This window comes from Undibacterium sp. GW821-FHT07F11, from assembly GCF_059418665.1.
In genome coordinates, this window is sequence record NZ_JBWKQH010000010.1 from 1 (window position 1) to 20174 (window position 20174).

General features: G+C 49.9%; 20 protein-coding genes. 3 read left to right on the top strand and 17 right to left on the bottom strand.

Going from position 1 to position 20174, the window contains the following annotated elements; translation table 11 throughout:
• Positions 1-15: 15 nt before the first annotated feature.
• Positions 16-351 carry a hypothetical protein gene (locus AC07OI_RS22875; protein ID WP_495258812.1) on the bottom strand — a complete coding sequence of 112 codons (336 nt, stop codon included), beginning with the start codon at positions 349-351 and terminating at the stop codon, positions 16-18.
• A gap of 13 nt (positions 352-364) precedes the next feature.
• A complete protein-coding gene (locus tag AC07OI_RS22880; protein WP_495258813.1) occupies positions 365-730 on the bottom strand; it encodes a helix-turn-helix domain-containing protein in 366 nt (121 codons plus the stop codon).
• Positions 731-913: 183 nt separating this feature from the next.
• On the opposite strand from AC07OI_RS22880, the gene AC07OI_RS22885 reads away from it, so the two are divergent.
• From AC07OI_RS22885 to AC07OI_RS22895, 3 genes are read left to right on the top strand one after another with little or no spacing between them, the layout of a single operon-like run.
• Positions 914-1090 (top strand): type II toxin-antitoxin system HicA family toxin, encoded by a 177-nt coding sequence (locus tag AC07OI_RS22885; protein WP_492705802.1) that lies wholly within the window; start codon positions 914-916, stop codon positions 1088-1090.
• A gap of 57 nt (positions 1091-1147) precedes the next feature.
• Entirely contained in the window at positions 1148-1564 is a 417-nt protein-coding gene (locus AC07OI_RS22890; protein ID WP_495258814.1) for a type II toxin-antitoxin system HicB family antitoxin, read from the top strand.
• Between the two features lie 33 nt (positions 1565-1597).
• A complete protein-coding gene (locus tag AC07OI_RS22895) occupies positions 1598-3127 on the top strand; it encodes a tetratricopeptide repeat protein (protein ID WP_495258815.1) in 1530 nt (509 codons plus the stop codon).
• 328 nt (positions 3128-3455) lie between these two features.
• Here AC07OI_RS22895 and AC07OI_RS22900 read toward each other — a convergent pair whose 3' ends face one another.
• From AC07OI_RS22900 to AC07OI_RS22970, 15 genes are all read right to left on the bottom strand, one after another.
• Positions 3456-3860 carry a hypothetical protein gene (locus AC07OI_RS22900; RefSeq protein ID WP_495258816.1) on the bottom strand — a complete coding sequence of 135 codons (405 nt, stop codon included), beginning with the start codon at positions 3858-3860 and terminating at the stop codon, positions 3456-3458.
• Between the two features lie 471 nt (positions 3861-4331).
• Positions 4332-4478: a hypothetical protein gene (locus tag AC07OI_RS22905; protein WP_495258817.1), complete on the bottom strand. Its 147-nt coding sequence runs from the start codon at positions 4476-4478 to the stop codon at positions 4332-4334.
• A gap of 332 nt (positions 4479-4810) precedes the next feature.
• Positions 4811-5185, bottom strand: a complete 375-nt coding sequence (locus AC07OI_RS22910; RefSeq protein ID WP_495258818.1) for a hypothetical protein — start codon at positions 5183-5185, stop codon at positions 4811-4813.
• Positions 5182-5658, bottom strand: a complete 477-nt coding sequence (locus AC07OI_RS22915) for a lysozyme (RefSeq protein WP_495258819.1) — start codon at positions 5656-5658, stop codon at positions 5182-5184. Before AC07OI_RS22915 ends, AC07OI_RS22910 begins: the two co-directional genes overlap by 4 nt.
• Positions 5645-5827 carry a hypothetical protein gene (locus AC07OI_RS22920; protein ID WP_492705790.1) on the bottom strand — a complete coding sequence of 61 codons (183 nt, stop codon included), beginning with the start codon at positions 5825-5827 and terminating at the stop codon, positions 5645-5647. Before AC07OI_RS22920 ends, AC07OI_RS22915 begins: the two co-directional genes overlap by 14 nt.
• 86 nt (positions 5828-5913) lie before the next feature.
• Entirely contained in the window at positions 5914-6483 is a 570-nt protein-coding gene (locus AC07OI_RS22925; RefSeq protein WP_492705788.1) for a hypothetical protein, read from the bottom strand.
• 91 nt (positions 6484-6574) lie between these two features.
• Positions 6575-7078, bottom strand: coding sequence for a hypothetical protein (locus tag AC07OI_RS22930; protein WP_495258820.1), 504 nt, complete (start codon positions 7076-7078; stop codon positions 6575-6577).
• A gap of 13 nt (positions 7079-7091) precedes the next feature.
• Positions 7092-7553, bottom strand: a complete 462-nt coding sequence (locus tag AC07OI_RS22935) for a hypothetical protein (protein ID WP_495258821.1) — start codon at positions 7551-7553, stop codon at positions 7092-7094.
• Positions 7553-9523, bottom strand: coding sequence for a hypothetical protein (locus AC07OI_RS22940; RefSeq protein ID WP_495258822.1), 1971 nt, complete (start codon positions 9521-9523; stop codon positions 7553-7555). Before AC07OI_RS22940 ends, AC07OI_RS22935 begins: the two co-directional genes overlap by 1 nt.
• 6 nt (positions 9524-9529) lie before the next feature.
• Entirely contained in the window at positions 9530-10399 is an 870-nt protein-coding gene (locus tag AC07OI_RS22945; RefSeq protein ID WP_495258823.1) for a hypothetical protein, read from the bottom strand.
• Position 10400: 1 nt separating this feature from the next.
• Positions 10401-12005 (bottom strand): hypothetical protein, encoded by a 1605-nt coding sequence (locus AC07OI_RS22950; RefSeq protein WP_495258824.1) that lies wholly within the window; start codon positions 12003-12005, stop codon positions 10401-10403.
• Positions 11998-18033, bottom strand: coding sequence for a tape measure protein (locus AC07OI_RS22955; protein WP_495258825.1), 6036 nt, complete (start codon positions 18031-18033; stop codon positions 11998-12000). The genes AC07OI_RS22950 and AC07OI_RS22955 overlap by 8 nt, the downstream gene beginning before the upstream one ends.
• Positions 18030-18275 (bottom strand): phage tail assembly chaperone, encoded by a 246-nt coding sequence (locus tag AC07OI_RS22960; RefSeq protein ID WP_492705775.1) that lies wholly within the window; start codon positions 18273-18275, stop codon positions 18030-18032. The genes AC07OI_RS22955 and AC07OI_RS22960 overlap by 4 nt, the downstream gene beginning before the upstream one ends.
• A 26-nt stretch (positions 18276-18301) precedes the next feature.
• Entirely contained in the window at positions 18302-18799 is a 498-nt protein-coding gene (locus tag AC07OI_RS22965; protein ID WP_492705773.1) for a hypothetical protein, read from the bottom strand.
• A 112-nt stretch (positions 18800-18911) separates the two neighbouring features.
• Complete coding sequence (locus AC07OI_RS22970; RefSeq protein ID WP_495258826.1) at positions 18912-20129, bottom strand: phage tail tube protein; 1218 nt, start codon at positions 20127-20129, stop codon at positions 18912-18914.
• Positions 20130-20174 lie beyond the last annotated feature (45 nt).

The window sequence follows — 20174 nt, forward strand, 5'->3', positions numbered from 1 at the left end:
GCCTGTTAGGATAATTTAACGCCCCTCAGGCATCGGTGGCGGGTCATCGAGCATACAAAGCCAGGATTGAGCATATCGCGCATCTCCATCCACGGTTTTAACCATCTCAAATCCAGTTAACATAAACCGCTGCTCATTCATCCATAGTACATGGCAATCAAGCAAAACTTGATTGCTGACCATTTGTCCCTCAGGGATGAAATAAGCGCGAATTGAATTTCTATGGGTGCCATTATCCGTGGAATCACCAATCTGCAACGTACCGAACGGCGGGCGATTGAATCGATCATAGAGCATGCTCTTTTTGAGTTCGATTCCATTCCGCATCATTCTTACCAAGTGAACTTTCATTGCTGCCTGCCTACTAATGATCTGTCAGTTCTCGAAGCAACTTTGCGTTGCGTCGCTGTCGAGCCATCGCCAGAGCCTTGAACTCCGCAATATCGTCTGTTCCCAGCCCATCCATAAGCGACAACCACTCACTTTCATCGTCTGAAAGTACCCTTGGCACTTCTGCATCGGGATTGAGCAAGTCTGTCTCACGAAGATCACTCACTGACATACCAAAAAAATCAGCAATGGGCTTTAACGTGCTGCAGCGCGGCTCAGCCGTATCACCTTTCATCAGTCTATGTATGGAAGGTTGAGGTATTCCAGTGGCAATTGCCAGGGCATTCCTGGTCATATTGCGTTTATCAATTAAATATTGAATGTTTGTACGGGTATGCATAACTCACCTCAAAAATACTGTATATGCAATCAGTATAATTTAAGATTTTCAGCATAGACAACCACTTTATCGCTAGGCGCGCTTGTCCAATCAATTATTTAAACAAAAATGTTTAAATAATGCTTGATTGTTTAAACATTTTTGTTTAAACTGTATTCATCGTCAACAACACAAGGAGGTGCGGTGAAACAGAGCGAGTTTGTAAGATGGTTGAAAAACCAAGGTGTAGTAGTTAAGAATGGCACGAAGCATTTAAAACTGTACGCAAATGGAACCCAATCAACCTTAAACAGACATCCATCGGAAGAATTAAAAACTGGAACGGTGGAAGCGATTAAGAAACAACTCAAACTGAAATAGGAGGCAACCCCGAAAGGGGTTGTACTCAACCGCACCTCCATAGATAAGGAATTTTTTATGCAATATCCAGCTACTTTTGCGCCCGATCCATCTGGCGGATTTGTCGTTACTTTTAGAGATATACCGGAAGCGATTACGCAGGGTGAAACAGTTGAAGAGGCACGCCAGGCGGCGCAGGACGCGTTAGTTACAGCGATGGAGTTCTACTTCGAGGACAAGCGCCCTGTTCCGCATCCGTCTGCCGTGGATCCTGGGGACGTTGGTATAGACTTACCACTTTCAATTACTGCCAAAGTGCATTTATTGAATGAAATGTTGGCACAGAAGGTATCCGCATCGGAACTGGCTCGCCGGTTAAACACGTCCCCCCAGGCAGTAAATCGCCTGGTGGACTTGAAGCACGCAACGAAGATTGATGCAATTCAAAGTGCGATGCAAACACTTGGCAGAAAGCTATCTGTGCAAGTACTATAGGACAAACAAGCAAACTGCCAGAAAACCAAATAGATGACTGTCGAAATTGATAAAAGGTTGCTCCCACCACATGAAGTAGAGCAAATGTTGAGTATGTTCTCAGCTGGTCGCCATGAGGAACTGGAAGCGATTTCAAGGACGCGAATCAATGCGTTCCCAAAGTCCGGCTTTTTGTGGAAGATATTAGGTGCAAGCTTGCAACTTCAGGGCAAGGAGTCCTTGTCCGCTCTGCTGAAGGCTGTTGAACTGTCGCCTGGTGATTCCAATGCACATAGTACGCTTGGGAATACCTGGCAGAATCTGGGAGAGTATGCGAAGGCGGCAGCAAGTCACCGGCAAGCGCTCGCGCTCAATCCTGTCGATGCGGGAGCATATTGCAACTTAGGGAATGCACTGAAGGCTCTTGGTCAGCATGACCAGGCCTTGAATGCTTATATGCAAGCTCTGGGAATTAACCCGAACCTGTCACAAGCGCACCAGAATTTAGGAGCAATTTTTCTTGACGCTGGAATGTATAAGGACGCTGCTCTGGCGGCATCCAACGCGATCAAGATCAATCCGAATTATGCAGAGGCGTATGATTGTCTGGCGATTGCATTGGTAGAGGTTGGACAAGTCCAGGAGGCTCTAGACGCTTTAGAGCGTGCACTATGTATCAATCCGGCTTTTGCTGATGCACATTATCATCGAGCATTCACAGCCCTTTATGCCGGCGACCATGCGACTGCTATTGCTGAGTTTATTTGGGTGATTACGAACGGCCCGGACAATCTAAAGTTAGAAGCTTCTGTTTATGCTGCTGTGCTTCGCTATACTGCAGGCGATTTACAAAGCTGCAATCACTTGTTGAATCTGTCGGCATCGATTTTGAATCTGGAAAGCGAACATAAGAATGCCTGCGTCTACTGGCGATATTTGACGCTCTTGCTTTCAGAATTTCCAGGCATCCCAGCTCCAAGTCTCCCGACACTGCATGTTATTGGTGACAGCCACAGCCTCAGCGCTGCGCATACGATTCTCAATTACGAGGGCAAGCAACTCAGAAGCCAAACAGAATGGATAATCGGCTGTAAGGCCTGGCACCTTGGAAATGAGCATGCGAACAGATACAAGTTTCAGTTTGAAGATGCTATGGCTCGTCTGCCTAAAGGCTCAACCGTCTTGCTGATGTTTGGAGAGATCGATTGTAGAGTGGACGAGGGCATTCTTAACACTTGGAGGAAGAATCGTGACCAAGATATCAGTGCCTTAGTCTCCAATACAGTGACCAGGTATTTCGAATACGTGTCATCGGTTGGCGGCAAACATGGGCACAGCCTTATTTTTGCTGGAGTTCCCTGCCCAGCAATTGACCTCGCAACTATACCGCAAGAGGAAGCTGACAAATTGATTTTGACAATTCGTAAATATAACCAGCAATTAAAACATAGGTGCCTAGTCCGTGATTCTACATTTCTTGACTTCCACGGAATGACTGATGCAGGCAATGGCATGTCAAACGGCAAGTGGCACCTTGACCTGTATCATTTAACCCCAGGCATGTTCACATCCATAAAAATTTAAGTAAGAACGGAGAATTAAAATTGAGCAAATCACACTTTTCTTTCGACGCCCCATTCACTGAAGCGATGCATGGTTACATGCGAAACGCAAAAATATCTTTTGCGATAGCAGTCATTGCCTGTCTTGCAGCTATTGCAATTCGCTTTTTGGGATCAGAACATCGTGGCATTTATGGGCCACTTATCGAGCAATTCCAGTCCTTTGTCTCGGTCGGCCTAATGGGAATAACTGCAATATGCACTTTTATCGCGGCGTTTTTTCTTGCATGTATTAAGTACTACCAAACATGGCCAGCTCGATTCTAAATGGACATATCTCACTCAATTTATTAAACCTCTGGCAAGGCTGATGGGCGGTCATTATCCTGTACTGCTGCCCGTGCCATATCATCGGCCACAAAGATTAACTTGCTAAAATTACTGTCGAAATTTGCGTTGAACTTTATGGGATCCCAAATTTCTACGTTGAGCTCCGGGTCTTCAGTGCCATATTCAATACTCACACTAGCGCATTTCGCACCCACTGCTCGGGCTTTCTCAATTGGGCGTTCTGCCGCCTCCAAGACCTTGTAACGAACGACTTTCTTGATGCTATTGATGACATCATTTACTGCCACATCGCTGCCAATAAAATGTTGAATTGAGATAAATACCTTTGCTTGCCGTATCGAAACTATAGGTTTCGACTCGACACACCTGTCCCTTACCACCAAGTTAGTGATAATATTCTTCACGTTACGTCCTTTTTTTGAAATTTAGGATTCGACAGGCCCCGTCCTTGCCGCCACAGCTGTTCGGGGTTTTTTATTGTCCAATACTTTATATTGCCATCTCGGTTTTCTTCTATAAACCACAACTTTTTCAAGAAGTTGTGAATGCCAGTTGACGCCCTGATAAAACTATACAGCAGTTTTTTCGCCGGTCCATATGCAATAAATAGCGAAAAATGGGCTATTTAGTGCAATTTTCAATGTTTTTGTCAGAAAACTTAAACGACACGGATTTGTCGCAAAAAAACATTAGCTTTCGCATCTTCGCAAACCGTCCACAACGCACGTAAATTGTTGATTTCCAAGGAAACACTGATTTGCGTACTTCAAAACTTACAAAACAGTTTCCATAAAAATTTATGTAATGATTTATGGAAACAATTAACGAGTTTCCACAAAACGCAATCGCAATTTCTCGAAATCGTGACATCGATTTTAGGTATTTCGCAATTGCGTTTTGATGCAAAAATTTTTAATTCTTTTTGATTTTTCGTTGCGCTCCTGCCACAAACGCATAAAAATTGTACCAACTCCGCCAGTGAGCCTCGCATCAAAACCTATTCGATTTTTGCTGCGTTTCATTTGTGCCGCCGTACCAAGAACACACTCCTACAGCGCAAGCACTTGTTCTTAAATACAAAAGCAATCGAGGTCTCATTTTCACGCCAAGGGAAAAAGCAATTATTCAGGATTGCAGAATCGGTCTCTACCGCACGCGCAGCACTTGCCTGCGAAACCTCGGTAACAAATCTACTGCTTTATTCAATGGCTACTTAGGCCAGGCTTGCACTACCTTGCGGTGCCTGGCTGCACATTCCCCATACGCCAGCAAGACGCTATTCTGTAGCCAAAGCTGCCAGGCATCGTAATCTGCTACGTCCGGCACGATCAATACTTTGCAGGGTTCCGCGAGGCTACTGTCCAGCAGCGGCACTGTTTGTAGCACTAATGGCGGCTTCGAGACTGCGCACCCGCAGATCATCAGGCTTGCAATCGTGAGGCAGAGGGTTTTTAGTTTGTGCATTTTTTAAGTCCTTTGAGATTCCGTCCAACTTCCCAGACAGGTTGAGTTTGATACCGGTCAACTCAGTGGCAGCCTCGTGCATCTTCTGGCTGCCCTCCTTCATATCCTTGACGGCCTTTTCTGCGACTGCTACCTGGTCGTTAGATTGCTTCAATTCGATAGCAGCAATATCTGCATCTTTACGCCAGCCCTGAACAGTCCACCCCGTGCCGAAACATGCGGCGGCCACGGCCAGGGCAATCCCCCATTTTAAAAAGTCCGTCATGCTGGTCCATTCAGGCAAAGTTGTTGCTCTGCGCCGCGCCTAGTAGTCAGGCCAGGCAATTCCACCAATACGCCAAGAATCGTTGACTTGTTCCAGCGCGGCAGCTGGTTGCAGGCCTCGATCAACTTACCAGCATGCAGGTATCGCGCTGCAGTTGAGTTTTTCAGGTCACAGGCCACCTTTGGCCCGATATTGAATGCTGCGTCACTGAATGCCACAAGGACATTCACCGGCAGACCTGGCTGGCAAGCTTCCACCTGGTTGATTGCTTTGAGCATGTCCTTGCTAAGTAGCCCTTTGCACTCTGGCAGTGAGTACAACCTGCCTTTTTGCACGTCGGGTCCAGTATGGCCGTAGCACACTGTCAAAATGCCTGGCGGGTCGTAATACGCATACTGTCTCAGCCCTTCTGCTGGCACAGCAAGAGCCGTTGCAAGTGCCAAGGCCATTTTCATCCTGTTATCGTCTGCCATTTTTTCGTCCTTTCAACCAACCTTGCACTGTCTTGGTTTCATAAATCCTGATCACTGTCCAGATCAGCGATGCCGCAGCGGCCATAGCAGGTAACCAGCCAGCCAACGTGGCCAGTACTGTACCTATTGAGATTGCATCTACCCATGCTGGCAGGTGATTTTCCGGCATCGCTTTTCCTTTTCTTAAGACGTAAAAAAATCCGCATTTGCGGATCTGTGGTTAATACTGATTTCTTACTTCAAATAGTGACTTAATTAATCTGTTAGACGTGCGCAAATACCGATATCGTTGCCGCTGGCAGTGAAAGCGCCACCACTTTTCAGTGTGATTGTCGCTGTCCAGAAACCACCGCCAAAAGTCGTGTAATCACACTTTGCCTTGCGAATCGCCTTGTAAGATACTTTGCGCTGCGCATTGCTGCCGTATTGCGGTGCCCAATACCAATCAGCACCCTGCGCACGACTGCCAGTAACAAAGTTGTCAAAAACAGCGCTGGCATCGGCCAATACTGTGAAAGTCCAATTTTCCACAGTCACACCATCAGCGTATGTGATAGAAACCGTTTTTGTAGATGGACTGAAGTCTATCAAGGCCACTTCGATAGGATTTACAGAATTGGCTTGTGCCAGGGTGAGATTGTTATAAACAGGTTGATCTGTGACGAACTTGCCATTTTGCGCAAATGCTGATGCGGTCAAAAAGCAGAGTGAAGCCAAAACAAGTTTGATGATTTTCATGGTATTTCCTTTATTAAAATGTGCACAGTTAAATGTATCCAGTTTTGCACACGACTGAATTGATTTGATCGACGCCGCAGCGGCCATAATTAGCTAGTAATTTCCTGGCATCGCTCTTCCTATTCTCAGGACGAGAAAAAAATCCGCACTGCCGGACTTATTTTGAATTTTTACGGTACTACTGTTTTCTTACTTCAAACTTCAATTCCAGCATCTCTGCCATCTCACCTGGCGAAATGATGCGACTGCATCGAGGCCAGCCAGCCTCTTCATAGATTGCGACACACAAACCCGAACAAACCAGGATATTTCTCCAGTTGATTTGCTGCTTGATCTGGAAGAAGTTTCGCAGGCCAATGACTATGAACGCCAGGTAGCCGTAATCGATAGGCAACCGAACCCATTTGATGATTGCCGCCCGGATGTCGACCAGTCCATCTGGCTTGGCGTACACATCAAAGTCCAGGCCTTGAAGTTGTGAGAGCGGAGTGTAATGATTGCGGCCACCATTAAGCTCAGCGATGCAGAGCATGTCACCAATCCAGATCGCGGTACCGGTGTGAATGTATTTTTTACGAGTGAAGAACTTGGTCAAATGACCTAAAAAGCTATGCGGTGTAATAACGTCGATAAGATCGCCGTCGTTGATTTGATTCCGTGCTATTTCGTAGGTCAATGCCATGTCTACTCCTCAATTATGAAAAGTACAGCTTCCTTAAAGCCAGGTTTTCTTCAGGGGCTACAGGTGTCGTCAAGATGCTTGTCTTAAGCAAATTTGTCAGCAATGGGACTTTAGTCATGATGTAGTCGATAGCTGTCGGCACGCTAGGATTCTGAAGGTCAATCCATTTTCTGACCTTTGTATCCTCAATAATGGCTCGCACACCTACATCGGAAGATGTCAGCACTGCCATCTTCGCTGAGCCAAACCGATCAAAGAATGGGCCGACGTCGATGTACCAGTCATGCGCCGCAGGCTGGGAAACCAGTGCGGCGGGCTGAGCAAAAGTACTGCCGTTATACAGCCAACCAGCTGACACTTGCGAGCCATCAGGCAAAGCAACTGGTGTCAGATCCTCTAAGCCTGCGACGAACTCTGCATCTGCGATGATTACATTCTCAACTACGCCATTTTTTACTACTGCATACTTAGTCATTAAATTATCTCCGTAACTATGCAAACGCCATTCCCACCGACACCACCTGCCCCAGATGTCCCTGTAGACACGGCACCACCACCACCGCCGCCAGCCCCCAGTCCTCCGGCACCACCTGAGCCACCAGTCCCCGATGTTACTGACCCTCCACCTCCACCACCGTGACCAGCAATAGAATCCGTCGGCTGCGTCCCGGCAGATCCAGCGACTCCAGACGCGCCGCCAGCACCACCACCACCAGTGTTGTTTGTGAGTGCGGATGCGTTGCGGCCGGTAGCCCCACCAGCTCCTCCAGCATAGGGATTCAGTGCACCGTCAATTGCGCCACCACTACCACCACCACCGCCACCGCGAAGCGATCTATAGCCGGGAATGCCTGTGGTAGAAGAAAGATTGCCACCGAAAGCTCCTGCAGCGTCTGTGCCCACATCAAAATTTGACGATATCGTGCCGTGACCAGTCAGCCAAATTGCGCCCGTTGGTTTCGCACTGGCAATCGTCAGACCTCCACCAAGACCAGGGCTACTGCTTCCTCCGCCGCCTCCTGCCGCAGCTTTAACCAAAGTACCAAAGGTAGTTTGCCCACCGTTAGATCCTGGTGCTGGAGAATTGCTAGATGTTCGTGCAGGCCCGCCTGCGCCACCGGCGCCAATCGTTACCGTGGTTACTGTCCCAGCAGATACCCCTTTGATCCACCCCTCCAAATACTCTCCCCCGCCACCTCCTGGCCCGCCCTGGCCATTTGATCCTGATGTGTAATAACCGCTCGCACCACCACCAGCCCCGCCCAAAGCCTGCACAAAACAGGTCGCAATGCCAGGTGGCCAGGTATGAAAACCTGAACTGGAGAATGTTCTGGCACCCGCGCGCAGTGGAATAGATGTCAGGTTCGTGCCATCACATTGGAACAAACGAACTGCTCCTGGGTACATTACCCAGTTCGATACTCCATCACTTGCGGCGATCGTGATGTCACCAGTACCGTTGTTTGCGTACCAGACGAACCAGCCCGCGCCAAGATTTGCAGCGGAGTCAAATGTCTGCGTGAACGTAGTTGACGCAGTGACATATTTGCCGCTGTCTGCGGCAGCCAGCATCGTATTGGACGTTCGTGTGAGCTTATTCAGAGCTGCCGAGCTCATCAGCAGCGCAATACCTCGCTTATCAGTGAAAGAAGTAATTGCGCCTCCAGAGGTAACCGCTACTCCGATAGGGAAATACCCAGGGGTAAAACCTGTCGTGTTGGCGGAGACGCCAGAAGCATTTACCTGCACATAGTTGGTAGCATTATTCGTTAGCGCCGTTGTCGTCGCGTTGATATGCGTAGTCGTTGCATCTGCACGAAGATCACCAGCCTTGGTACCAATGTTCAGGCCAGATGAAGTTGCTGGGTCATAGGCAAAGTCAGAGACCGTTTGTAACGCGCCAACGGAACCTGTGGGGCCGACCAGCCCACGTGGTCCGCCGACGCTGATCACCCAGCTTGAGCACGAACCACTACCATTGGCGTCCGTAGCGTTGGCTACAGTCATTGACAGCGTAGTGCCTGAATAAGTGCAGTATCCAAATACCCACCGGTTGGCATCGCCACTGTCTGTGGCTTGTACCCAAGTGTTATTGAACTGCTTTCCTGACTGGGTAGTGAACGTCTTTGTACCGGTGCCTATGGTCACCGCAGTAGTGCTTGTGCCCTGTAACCCGCCTGCTGCACTGGCCGCGGCAACAGCTGAAGCGAGGGCTGCACCAGCATAGTTACTTGCATTGTTTTCACTAGTGGCTGCTGCTTGCTGACTACTGTAAGCCGCATTCTTGTATCCCAGAACCGTCGCCACAGTTGCAGCAAGATCTGTGAACAGATTGCCCATCGCCGGAATGTACTCGTAGCCTGCGAATTTATAGCCGTATGGCAGGCCACTTGTCGGATCGTTCGTATAAGTATTGCCATTGATCGTGAAGTTGAAATATGCCATGGCGTCCTAAAATGTTTGAGAAATTTCAAAGTCCATTGAATTGAGGTCAATGCGTGTCTGTGATGGTGGGGTGATGTTTTCGAGTGTGCACATGAACGATTGCTTCATCAGAATCGCAGCATGAGCGTCCGAGTCATAGATAAAAAACAATGGCTTGCTAACGCCGTATTGCCTCATCATTTCGTAAATCTGCCCATACGTCTCAGCGTCACTCAAGTAATCAAGCCGCATCCTGGTCGCCAGATATTTTTTTTGTTTGTCCGAGAATTGCACCCCACCCTTTGAGCGCTGCTTTGTACTTGGGTCTTTCAGGTACGGAACGGCGACACCAAAAGACACGTTATAAACAGGAGAGACGGCAGGAGAAACGACGATCTGCCCTATATCTACAAATCCATCTGTGTTGGTGGAAAAGTTGAGTGATACTTCGACATATCTGCCAAGAACCTCGCCAGGTGCTAGGTACATCCAAGCTGGCACTTGACCAGCGATCTGCTCACTTGTTGGATGACCGTCAACCCAGCACGGGTGACCCCAAAGCAAAGAACCGTATGGGTAGATTTCGCCCCAGAACTCTTTCCAGCCGCTGTCGGCCACAACATCCGTAAAGCCTGAATCAGTCGCAAAGCGGATGCGGCCCATGTCACCGAGTTGGGCATTGTTAAACGGAATTGCAAAGACGCTTGCCCCGCGTATGGTGCCCAGATCGATCACAAATTTAGTGTTGGTCGGATTGACGCCTGGGTACCGTGCCATTTCCGACAGTACATCACCTGACAAGTTGGTAAGACTTAACCAACCTGATCCAGTAACGACTGGGGTAATGGTGGCAGTTGGCAGAGTATGGTTCGGGAAACAAAATTTCGGATTCGCCACACTACCCCCATAATGTTAATTCGGTCTTACCGGTGTATCGATCCACCTGCACACCAGCAACCCGCATCAACTTCCCATTCGCATAATCCCAACGGTCATCTTTTACCGACACTACGGTTCCGCTCCTGACCACATTGATGAGATCTGGCGAAAGCCACTGTGATAATTTCGTCATATCTCTCTGTACTTTAAAAAGCGCCAACTGCATGTCAGCAAAGTTCTGCGCCTGCGTTTGGTCTGCCAGCATTGACCTTAATTTGATTTCTACAGCATTCGGATGCGGTGTTTTGACTGAGGCGTCAGTTGATGATGCCTTGCGGTACTCGCTTGCAAGCCATGCACGCGCCACAACCCAGGCGCGGCCACCAGGAGCTCGGACAGTATCTGTATTTACTGTTTTATCACCGGCAAGAGCACTGTCATCCTGGCGCGTCCAATTGCGCCCCCATTCCAATGTCACCAAGTATGCGGGAGCTACTTCACCATTACCCACAGGGTCTGCAATCTCAATACTGTCTGTACGCAAGTTCGTCAGAGTGGCAACTGGCGAACCTGTCGGTGCGGTCCATTGCAGTATCCTGTGCACACCGCTGGCATCGCCATACCACGCGCAACCCGCGCTTTCAGCTACTTCGCGGATGGCATCAATGGCGGTGACCTCGTCCATGTACACGCATTCGATTTCGCCAGGCATCGCTGTATCAAGAGTGGTAATGTCGCTTGACGATACCGAGCCTCCTGAAACTCCTGCGTAGGCAAGAAGGCGCTGCCAAACCTGAGCATGAGTGCGATGTGCAGTGGTTGTGCCATATACGGCATCGCAGGTAATCTGACCTGCAGGTGGTATGTTCAGCCTGAAAAAGCAGCCATCAGTTGTATTTGACAAAACTCTGTAAGTGCCAGCTCCAGGTGCATTGGCGATCATATCGGCCATGTTCGTGTAAGCAGCGCCCGCAGTAATCGGGACACCTTTATCCCGGACAGCCGATATCGTTACTGCCTGACTGCCGACTGGGATTGAAGCCTGGTAGATCTGCTTGCTGGTATTGACTTGAACCGGCGACATATTCGAGCCCAACGCCAGCACGATTGGCTTCACCTGGCCTTTGATGTCATCGACACCTTCAATACCCAGAGGCAGGGCATTACTTCCAGCATACCGAACCGACTGCAGTGGCTTATCCAGTGATTCTGTCAGGTCAGATGGATGAAAGGTAATCTCTGTCCTGCCGAATACCGGCGAGCCGGCCATGGTGCCATTCAATGTCACCACATATCCGGACGGATAGGCCGCACCACGGTCACCGATACGCTGGATGATGCTACGTCCGTCAAACGCATATCCCTTAAGCAAAGTGCCAAGTGCGCCGCTCTGGTCAAACAGCACTACCTCGCCTGGCGTGTTGTGCCCGTATTGCCCAGGCCTGCTATAGACATCTACCCTCGACCAGCCAGGATCTTTAAGGAATGGTCGATACAAGGTGTTCGCCGGGGATTCAGATGGCCTGGTACGGTAGGCAAGACCATCACAAAACCGCAGAACCTCGACCGTGGATGTAGCGAGGTTGTATGCAGTGATTTCAGTAAGTACGATTTGATCAGGCATTTGCCACCGCCTTTTGACTAATCGCCTTACCCAAGTACTGCTTCAATGACCTTCTTTCTTCAGTGTTCAGATCTTGGCCAGTTAACGTTGCAGCCAGCAAGTCAGCCAAGGCTTTATTCTGCTCCTCTAGAAGCCGATTATTTCGTTCGGCTTCTTGGAGTTGCCGTTTTTGAATTTCGATTTGCTCCTTGTCCTTACCAGCGCTACCGCCATAACTGCGAATTCCAAGGCCTTTAGGTCCTTGTGCCAGAGGCATAATTCCTTCGGGGCCAGCTTCTCCCATCTCGCCAATATCGAAGCGAGTTGGTTGAGACACGATCCCGTTGGTGAACACGCCACCCATCGCGAACTTTGGCAAGCGGGATGCGGTCGGCAAATCCGGATTCGCAAACAAACCCAACTCACGGGCAAATTTTTCAAACGCTGCCTGCGTGTAGTATTTGTCATTGAGACCCATGTAATACTGATTATCCACACCACCACTCTGCGCGGCCTTCAAATCCACTTGAAGCAATTGATCCATGTAGGCTTGGACCTTTGCAGTATTTGCAGCTTCGTCCTGGAGCGCCTTCATCCGTTTTTGCTGATTGTCGCCCTCACCTGCCAAGCCACCATAAATCTGATCTGGAGTAAGACCAGCTTTTGTGCTGATGGTGCCATTCTTTGCAGCGTTCGCTGCATTGGCGGCATTGACATTGCCCAGTGTGACCTGAGTAAGGGCGTTGATCGCGTCCACCACCGCCTGAGCACTGTCAGTTGTAGCGTCTTTGATATCGATCAATCCAGATACAGACTGATTCAGCGCTGTCAACTGTGCTTTTGCTACATCAGCCTGAGACATCGCTGTCTTGTCAGCTTTCTCCAAAATGGACTGGACAGTATCAAACTCCTCAACAAATACGCCATTGCTGGCGTTATATGCTCTGGACAATTCAATAAACTGCTGTAGCTCCGGCAATGCTGAAGAATCTTGCGCATTTGCCCGCGCTGTCAGGTCGCCCAGGCTGCTCTTTGCGCGCAAGTACTTGGCTTCAGTGCCCAATGTGGAGTTGGCACCATAGATAAGGCTGTCGCGCATGTCCAAGGCAGCCTTGCCGAATGCCCCCATTTTATCAATCAGCGATTGGAGCTCGCCAGCGCGCCTCTGATAGGCAGACGAAAGGTTGCTTTGCGCTTTGGACAAGGCAGACTCGTACTCCTGCCTGGCTTTTTCTTGCGCTTGCTGTACTCTTTGCGCTTCAGCCTCGGCGCTCGCCTTGGCTTTGGCAATGGCTTCCTGAGCAGCGTTTGCCGCCCATATTTGCTGCTTCATACCCTTACTGAAATCATCCAAACCGACAAGTGATTCCGCACGCTCGGCAGCAAGTGCACCTTCCTCATTACCCAAAGCACGCATCAATTCAATCTCAAGAGCTCGATGTTGCTTTGCCACTTCCAACGCTGCATTTTCAAGTCCGAGCTGGTAGATGCGCTCTGCCTGTGGCTTGAGGCCATCTTCCGTCGCTGCCATTTCCAACTTGTGTTTCAACGCGGCCGCTTCAGAAGCTTTACCTTCCAGTTGCAAAATCTGAACCATCATTTCAGATTGGCGGGTAGCCAGTTCACGCTCAGCCTTTTCACGCAATGCAACGTCGAGTTTTTCAGACAATGCGCGAGTCTCAGCATCCATCAGCATGAGTTCGGTTTGACGCTTCAGATTCAACGCCTGCTGGCCAAGCCCCTGCGCCTCCATAATCTGCAGCATGATGTCTGACTTTTGAGCGACTTTGTCATCAGCAGGCTTCTTGATATCTTGCAAAGCTGAGAAAGCTCCAGAGAGCTGCATCAACGCTACATACGTTTTATCACCCGCCTCTGTGCCGAGATCCTTTGCAGCCTCGATCCACTTCCGTAATTGCGCCAAGGATTCCGGCAAAACGTAACCAACAGACTTGAATTCGTCTGTCAGATTGCCAGTGACTATGGCTGCTTTCTCCGTGTCGCTGTAATAGTCCTGGTAGTACGCAGCGGACACGGATTTCATATTGTCCAGACCACCGTAGAGGTTCACCAGGCTGTCTGATGCCTTAATACCTGCCTTTGTCAATTCGAGGGAAGTCAGGCCAAGGCTTTTCAGAATCCCATTCACACTCGTGAAATTCAGCGACAGGCGCGCTAACGTGTCAGATGCCGATTCTTCATCTTTTGCCAGGCTGCTTAAGGCTAGGCCTGAGCTGTCACCCAGATTAAGAATCTCTTTGCTGATGTCCCGCATGATGTCGGAAAACAGTTTCTCAACATTCGCCTTGTTTTCCGCATCGTCTTTACCCAGATCAAAACTGATATTTTGGGTGCGGGTCTTCAAATAGTCGGCATTGACACCCAAGGACGTGGCAAATATAGACGTGGCGGCTGTAATAGCTTCGTACTGTTTGGTCAGAGACTTTGTGAAGTCTTTGTCCAGTGCGGCACTTTGTGTGCCTGTTTTGTCGCTTGAGAACCAGCCACCTTTAGACAGCCAATCCGCGTTGTTTTGACCTGAGAATCCGTCGCCACCAAAAGTGCCGGTGACATATCGGCGCGTTACCTCTGGATTCTTGTTGCCGAAGAGGGACGAAATCAACGAGGATCCAGTCAGCAAGGATGCCAACTGCGAACCCATGCCCAGTTTTTGTAACAAGGCATCGGAATTCTTAACCATGCCTATTGGTCCAAGCCAAGAGGCCAGGCCATTCATAGGCATACCCATGTTCACCAGGCGAGATGCAGAGTTATCCTGTAACCCGTTTTTAATATCCCAGCCCTTCTGATACAAGCTGTTGTTGTATGACATGGCCGCTAAGACTGCTGCAGCAATACCACCAGCAAAGGCGTAGTTACCGACCGATCCACCTGCTTGCGCGCTAGTGGTCAAGTTGCCAGCTGTTTCCGCAGATTTGTACATCGCTGCCAGACCGGAATCCATGCCACTCGTCGCGGCGAAACCGCTTGAAAAGCCAGACCAAAGGGTTTTACCCGCTGAGAACAAGTTGCCCATGCTTCCCAGCAAAGAGCTTCCCCCTCCCGAAGCGCCTCCTGCAACAGCATTTACAGCGCCGCCCAAGATGCTGTCACCTGTAGACGTACCAATATTGATAATCCACTTCTTGGCAGTCATCTGCCACAACCACTCGAAGAATCCATTTCTAAAAGTGTCGCGCAAACGTGATACAAAATCCTTGCTGCCGTTGGTGATACTTATAAATGTATCGTGTGCAGTGCTGCCAAATGATTCCCAAAACTTCTTGTTTTCATCCAGTTGCGGCTTCCGGCTCTGGTTCTGGTACCAGATATCGAATTCTTCTTGCAGCTTTTTCTGGGCGTCAGTGCCCTCGCCTGCAAGTTGAATGCGTTGTCGCCACGATTCAGAGTCAATTTCAAGAGTTGCCCTGGCGCGCTCTTTCTCGTCCAGGATGTATTCCAAGCCGAAACGTTTGTTCTGCTCATGCAACTCAGCGGCACCTGACAAAGCCTGACTCTCACCCATGATCGCTGCAATGTTTGCCTTGCGAGCATTCGCCTCGAGTATGAGCAATGCAATCTCATCGGGCATGAGAGTGTGTTTCTTTTTCTTTTCTTCGACGAGGAACGCCTCGAGTTCAGCCTCAATTTTGATTTGTGCAGCGGCGATCTTCCTGGCTTCTCCGACTTTGCCAAACAGCTTGTACTCTTCGTCAAGTAGATCCTGTGCTGATCGCGTAGCAATCTGCCACTTCTCTATCTCGGCAGTAACGTCTGCAGTAGCTGCCGCACGCAGTTTTTCTGCTTTCTCGATTTCCTCGTGCGCCTTCTTGATCGCTGGCTGTTGATTCAGGAGGCGCGCTTGTGCCTCGATCAATCCATCGAGAGTTACAGTTCCAGACTTATACGCACCATTGAGCATGGCCCAGTCGTCAGAAAACGAACGTGTCAGCCCTGACGTTTTCAGCAACAGTTCTGCCAGGCGCTCTTCTTCATTGCCAGCTTCTTTGGAAGATTTGGCAGCCTCCTTACCAGCCTTCGACTTGTTGTAAGTCTCTGTCGCAAGTTGCGATGTGAGCTTGATATACTCCTGTTCGCCTATTGCCCCTTTTTCACGCGCTGCGTTCAGCTTGGTCAGGTCGTCAAGATATTGCTTATTAACACCCAGCAGGCGCTCACGAACTTCAACCAGGTCAGTTGCAACTTTACCGGTTGCATCAAATTTCTTTTGCTCTTCATTTACGCTTTGGATCTTGGCATACAAGGTTCCGTATTGAGCGCCGATTTTTTGCAGCAGTTCCGTGCGGATATCAAGTTGCACATCCTTGTAACTGCCCGTGCCTTTTTCCAAATCGGTCATTTCGGCACGTAGGCGCGCCAGCTCTTTAACCGATTCAGTTTCTTGCTTAGCCATACCACCAAGCTGCGCTGCCAGAGCATTGCGCTCCTTCAACTTTGCAATCTGCTTATCGAGATCAGCGATAATTTCGACGGTACTCTTCCCCACGACGGAAGTGGCCGCTTTCTCAGACTCACGAGAGGCATTGCTCCAAGCCATCCAGGCGGTGACGCCGACACCCAATAGAAGAGATATCGCGCCGATAGGTCCACCAAGCAGGCCCAATGCCTTGCTGGCAAGCCCACCGGCAACGCCGCCTGCAGTCATTGCGCCATTCAATGCGACCTGGGACGCAGTCTGTGCAGCATTGGCTGCGGCAATTTCAGCCGACACCCTCACCTGCTGCTGTCCGAGTATGGCAAGTTCGGCAAGGGCTACGCTGCGAGCCTGTGTGGCCGCAGTCAATGCGACCTCGCCCTGGGTGAGACTTGCCATTGCGAACGATAGTGCGCCTGCCGCGCGGGATGCAGCAATTTGCGCCTCTGCCGAAACCAAAGATGCATTTGCGGACGCGAGTTGCGCCACTGCCTCCTCTCTTGAAACCACAACTGCGGCCTGGGTCATTGCCAGCCGTTCGCCAGTAGCGACTGCCGCTGCGGCTTCTGCTTGTGCAGATGCCAAAGCTGCCGCCCTTTGCGCTGTTTGTGCTTCGGCGTACTGAATAGTGCTGGCAGTACTTTGAATGACCGACGCACCTATACCTGCAACTATTTCCGCAATCTTTGCTGCAGCCATGCCGGAGGCCGCAGCGGCGACCAATCCAAGATTGTCCGCAAGCAGGCCAATACCGCCAGCGATAAGCTTTACTGTTCCATTAGCCTCTGCTTGAGTACCAATGAATTCAAGCACATTGTTCTTCAGAACTGTGAACGCACCACCAATAGTCTGGACAGATTCGGCTTCTTTGCGCAGATCGCCAAGTGCTTTAGGCAGGACATTGGCCATTACTTCAGAGGTGATCTTTCCCTCAGAGGCCATGTTCTTCAGTGCGCCAACCGGCACGCCAATGCCATCGGCCAATGCTTTCATCAGGCGTGGTGCTGCCTCATTGACAGCATTGAACTCTTCACCGCGCAGCGTGCCAGATGCAAAAGACTGCGAAAGTTGCAGTTGTGCAGATGCAGCCTCGGCAGTGGTTGCCCCACTTACCTTCAATGCCAGATTCACTACTTCTGTGATATCTGCGACCTTTTTCTGCGAGATACCAAGTTCACGGGTACCGTTGGCGATACGGGCGTATAAAACACCAGTACCAGCCAGGTCAGCCTGGGCATCCTTGGAAATGCGCCGAACGTCGTTCAAGGCATTCCCCAATTCGGTCTGACTGGTAGTTGCCAGTTTCAGTTGTGCTGTGTACTTCGTGTATTGATCAATCTGGCTAATCAGTTGAGCACCACCAAAAGCAGCAGTGGCCATCCCCATGACCTTGTTCAAGGTCGACGTTGTTTCCGACAGCAACTTTGCCTGGCGCTCGGCAGTTGATGCTGAGTCTCCAAACTGTTTGAAGTTCCGAGACCCGGCGGCACCTACTTTATCCGCAGCGTCGGCTGTTCTATTGGCGGATTGTTCGGTTTCTTTGAGCGCACGCTGGCCTGCCAACATGCCAGAGGTGTCAAACCCGATACCAATCGTTTCAATATCAACAGTCATTTATTTTCTCGTGTGCTTTCAAGCGCGATGATGTCAAGTGCTCTGATGACATCGATTTGCCATAATTCAGGGCGTATTCTTCGGTTTTGAAAGAAACAACCGATTTCACTTTCAGTGATGGGAGACGGTTCCATACCCGTTTGACGACTGGCGTTCAGTGACAGGAACCAGCTCCACTCTTCGGCCAGTACAAGAGGAAACTCAACGGGATTGATGCCTTCTGCTGGCATCCTTCCCGTCATGCGCTCGACTACTTCGAGCGTTTCTCTCAGGCTTTTGCCGTCGCTGTCTCGCTTTGAGAGTCGGTACTCGTGTCTTGCAAATTCGGCGAGTTCGGCAACGGCTTCTTGGTAAAATTTCCAACGTTTTCCGAGAAATTATTGATTTGACTGATCCAATGCGGATTACGTGTCAAAGCACGCTTCAGCGTGTCCTGGGAAAAGTCTTGTTTGACACCTTTCCAGCCAGTGACGCGCACTGCAGCGCCATCGACTTCACTGGCAGTGCTGTTTTCAATCAAGTTTTGAGCAAACTCGATTTCCTTCTTCTGTTTCTTGGCGATTTCGCTGCCTGCAACATATTTCTTTGTCTTGCCCTTAAAGAATGTGACCACCCTTTCGGCATGCGCACCCAGCACCAGGACGCGGATGCCCGTAGAGACAACCATGTCAGCGCTCATCAGCTCCAGTTCTTGTGGGACTTCACAATCAGCAACTGTGTCCAGTGCATCTAAATCAACCAGATTGTTTTGTGTTTGAGTTGTCATAATTTACTTTCGCAGAGAATAAAAAGCCCGTGCTCGCCCGATGCTCCCTGCGAAGGAAGACATCGAACGAGTCGGTGCAAGTGAATGGCTTTCGCCAAAGAGGATTTAGGCGTTATGCCTGGGAGTCTTGAACCATCAGGGTGGTAGCGTGGTTCGCGGTACCGGCGCCGCCGACCCTGTTGCGCTGTGCTGTGTAGTTGTAGGTGCGTTTCAAGCCGGTCTGATTATCGTCAGGCGTGCTGGAAGTGAGCTTTACAGCTGTCAGCGTCAATGTCATTACGTCAGCACTGGCATCGGCACCCGCAGTCAGCGCAGACACGATACTTGTCAGCGTTTCGTTGCGATACAGATCAGGAACGGTGCCGCCTTCGAAATATGCAGTGAACGAACCAGATACCATGACGATGCCCCGGAAAACATCAGGACGGACATCTGAACCAACCACGCCATCGGCGACTGCACCTTTACCGTCAATATTGATGGAAAGGTCAGTGACAGTTGCGATCGCGGTACCATCGACCAGAAGGGCGCCGTTCGCCGCAGCAAGTGCGTCGGTAGTTGTTTCTGCCGTTGGTGCGGTGAAATAAGCAGTCGTATCAGATGTTTGATCCAGCCCCAACGCCGTGAATTTGATCTTAGCGTTGCCAGAACCTGGCAGAGATAAATCTGCTTTGGTATATTTGACATCGAGGTTGCGCTCAGAGACGCCAGCTGTCGGGTACCATTCTTCAACTGTGTAATAAACATCGGTGTGCCCAGAAACAGGCACATAGGTCACTTTACCCGGCACGGAAATAGTTGCCGAAGCAATTGGGCCTTCCGCCGTCAACGAAAGTTTGTTCAGCACAATGCCTGTCAGTACCAGGGCCGTAACTCCCGTCACCAGGATATTCTTGTTCAGATTGCCAGCGGCGAATGCACCGGCAGTCAGTCGAACGACCATACCGATTTTGATACCATCTGTAAGATAGGAACCGGCAGCACGGGTAAGCGTGTAACCAGAGCCACTACTTGCAATAGTAATTGATGCGCCAGTGATCGCAGACACAGCAGCAAAGTCTTTGCGCATGACAGCAGACAGCAAATCGCTGTATGTGCCCGGCGACAAAATGCCATCAATATTTGCATTGATAGTTTTTGGCCCGTGACGGACGCTTGTCAATTGTTGCGAACTGGTTATTTCACTTTCAGTGGTGTACGTTTCCTTGGCCATTTCAGTCTTGGAATTTTCACGGCGCATAATCTGGCCGCCTGAAGGACCTGCCAGAGCACCTTTTGCGGTTTGACGTTTAACTCGCGTTTGTTTAAAGACACCTTGTTCGATTGCCATTTTTTACACCTCAATTAAAAATAGCCCGCAAGGCGAGCCAATAAA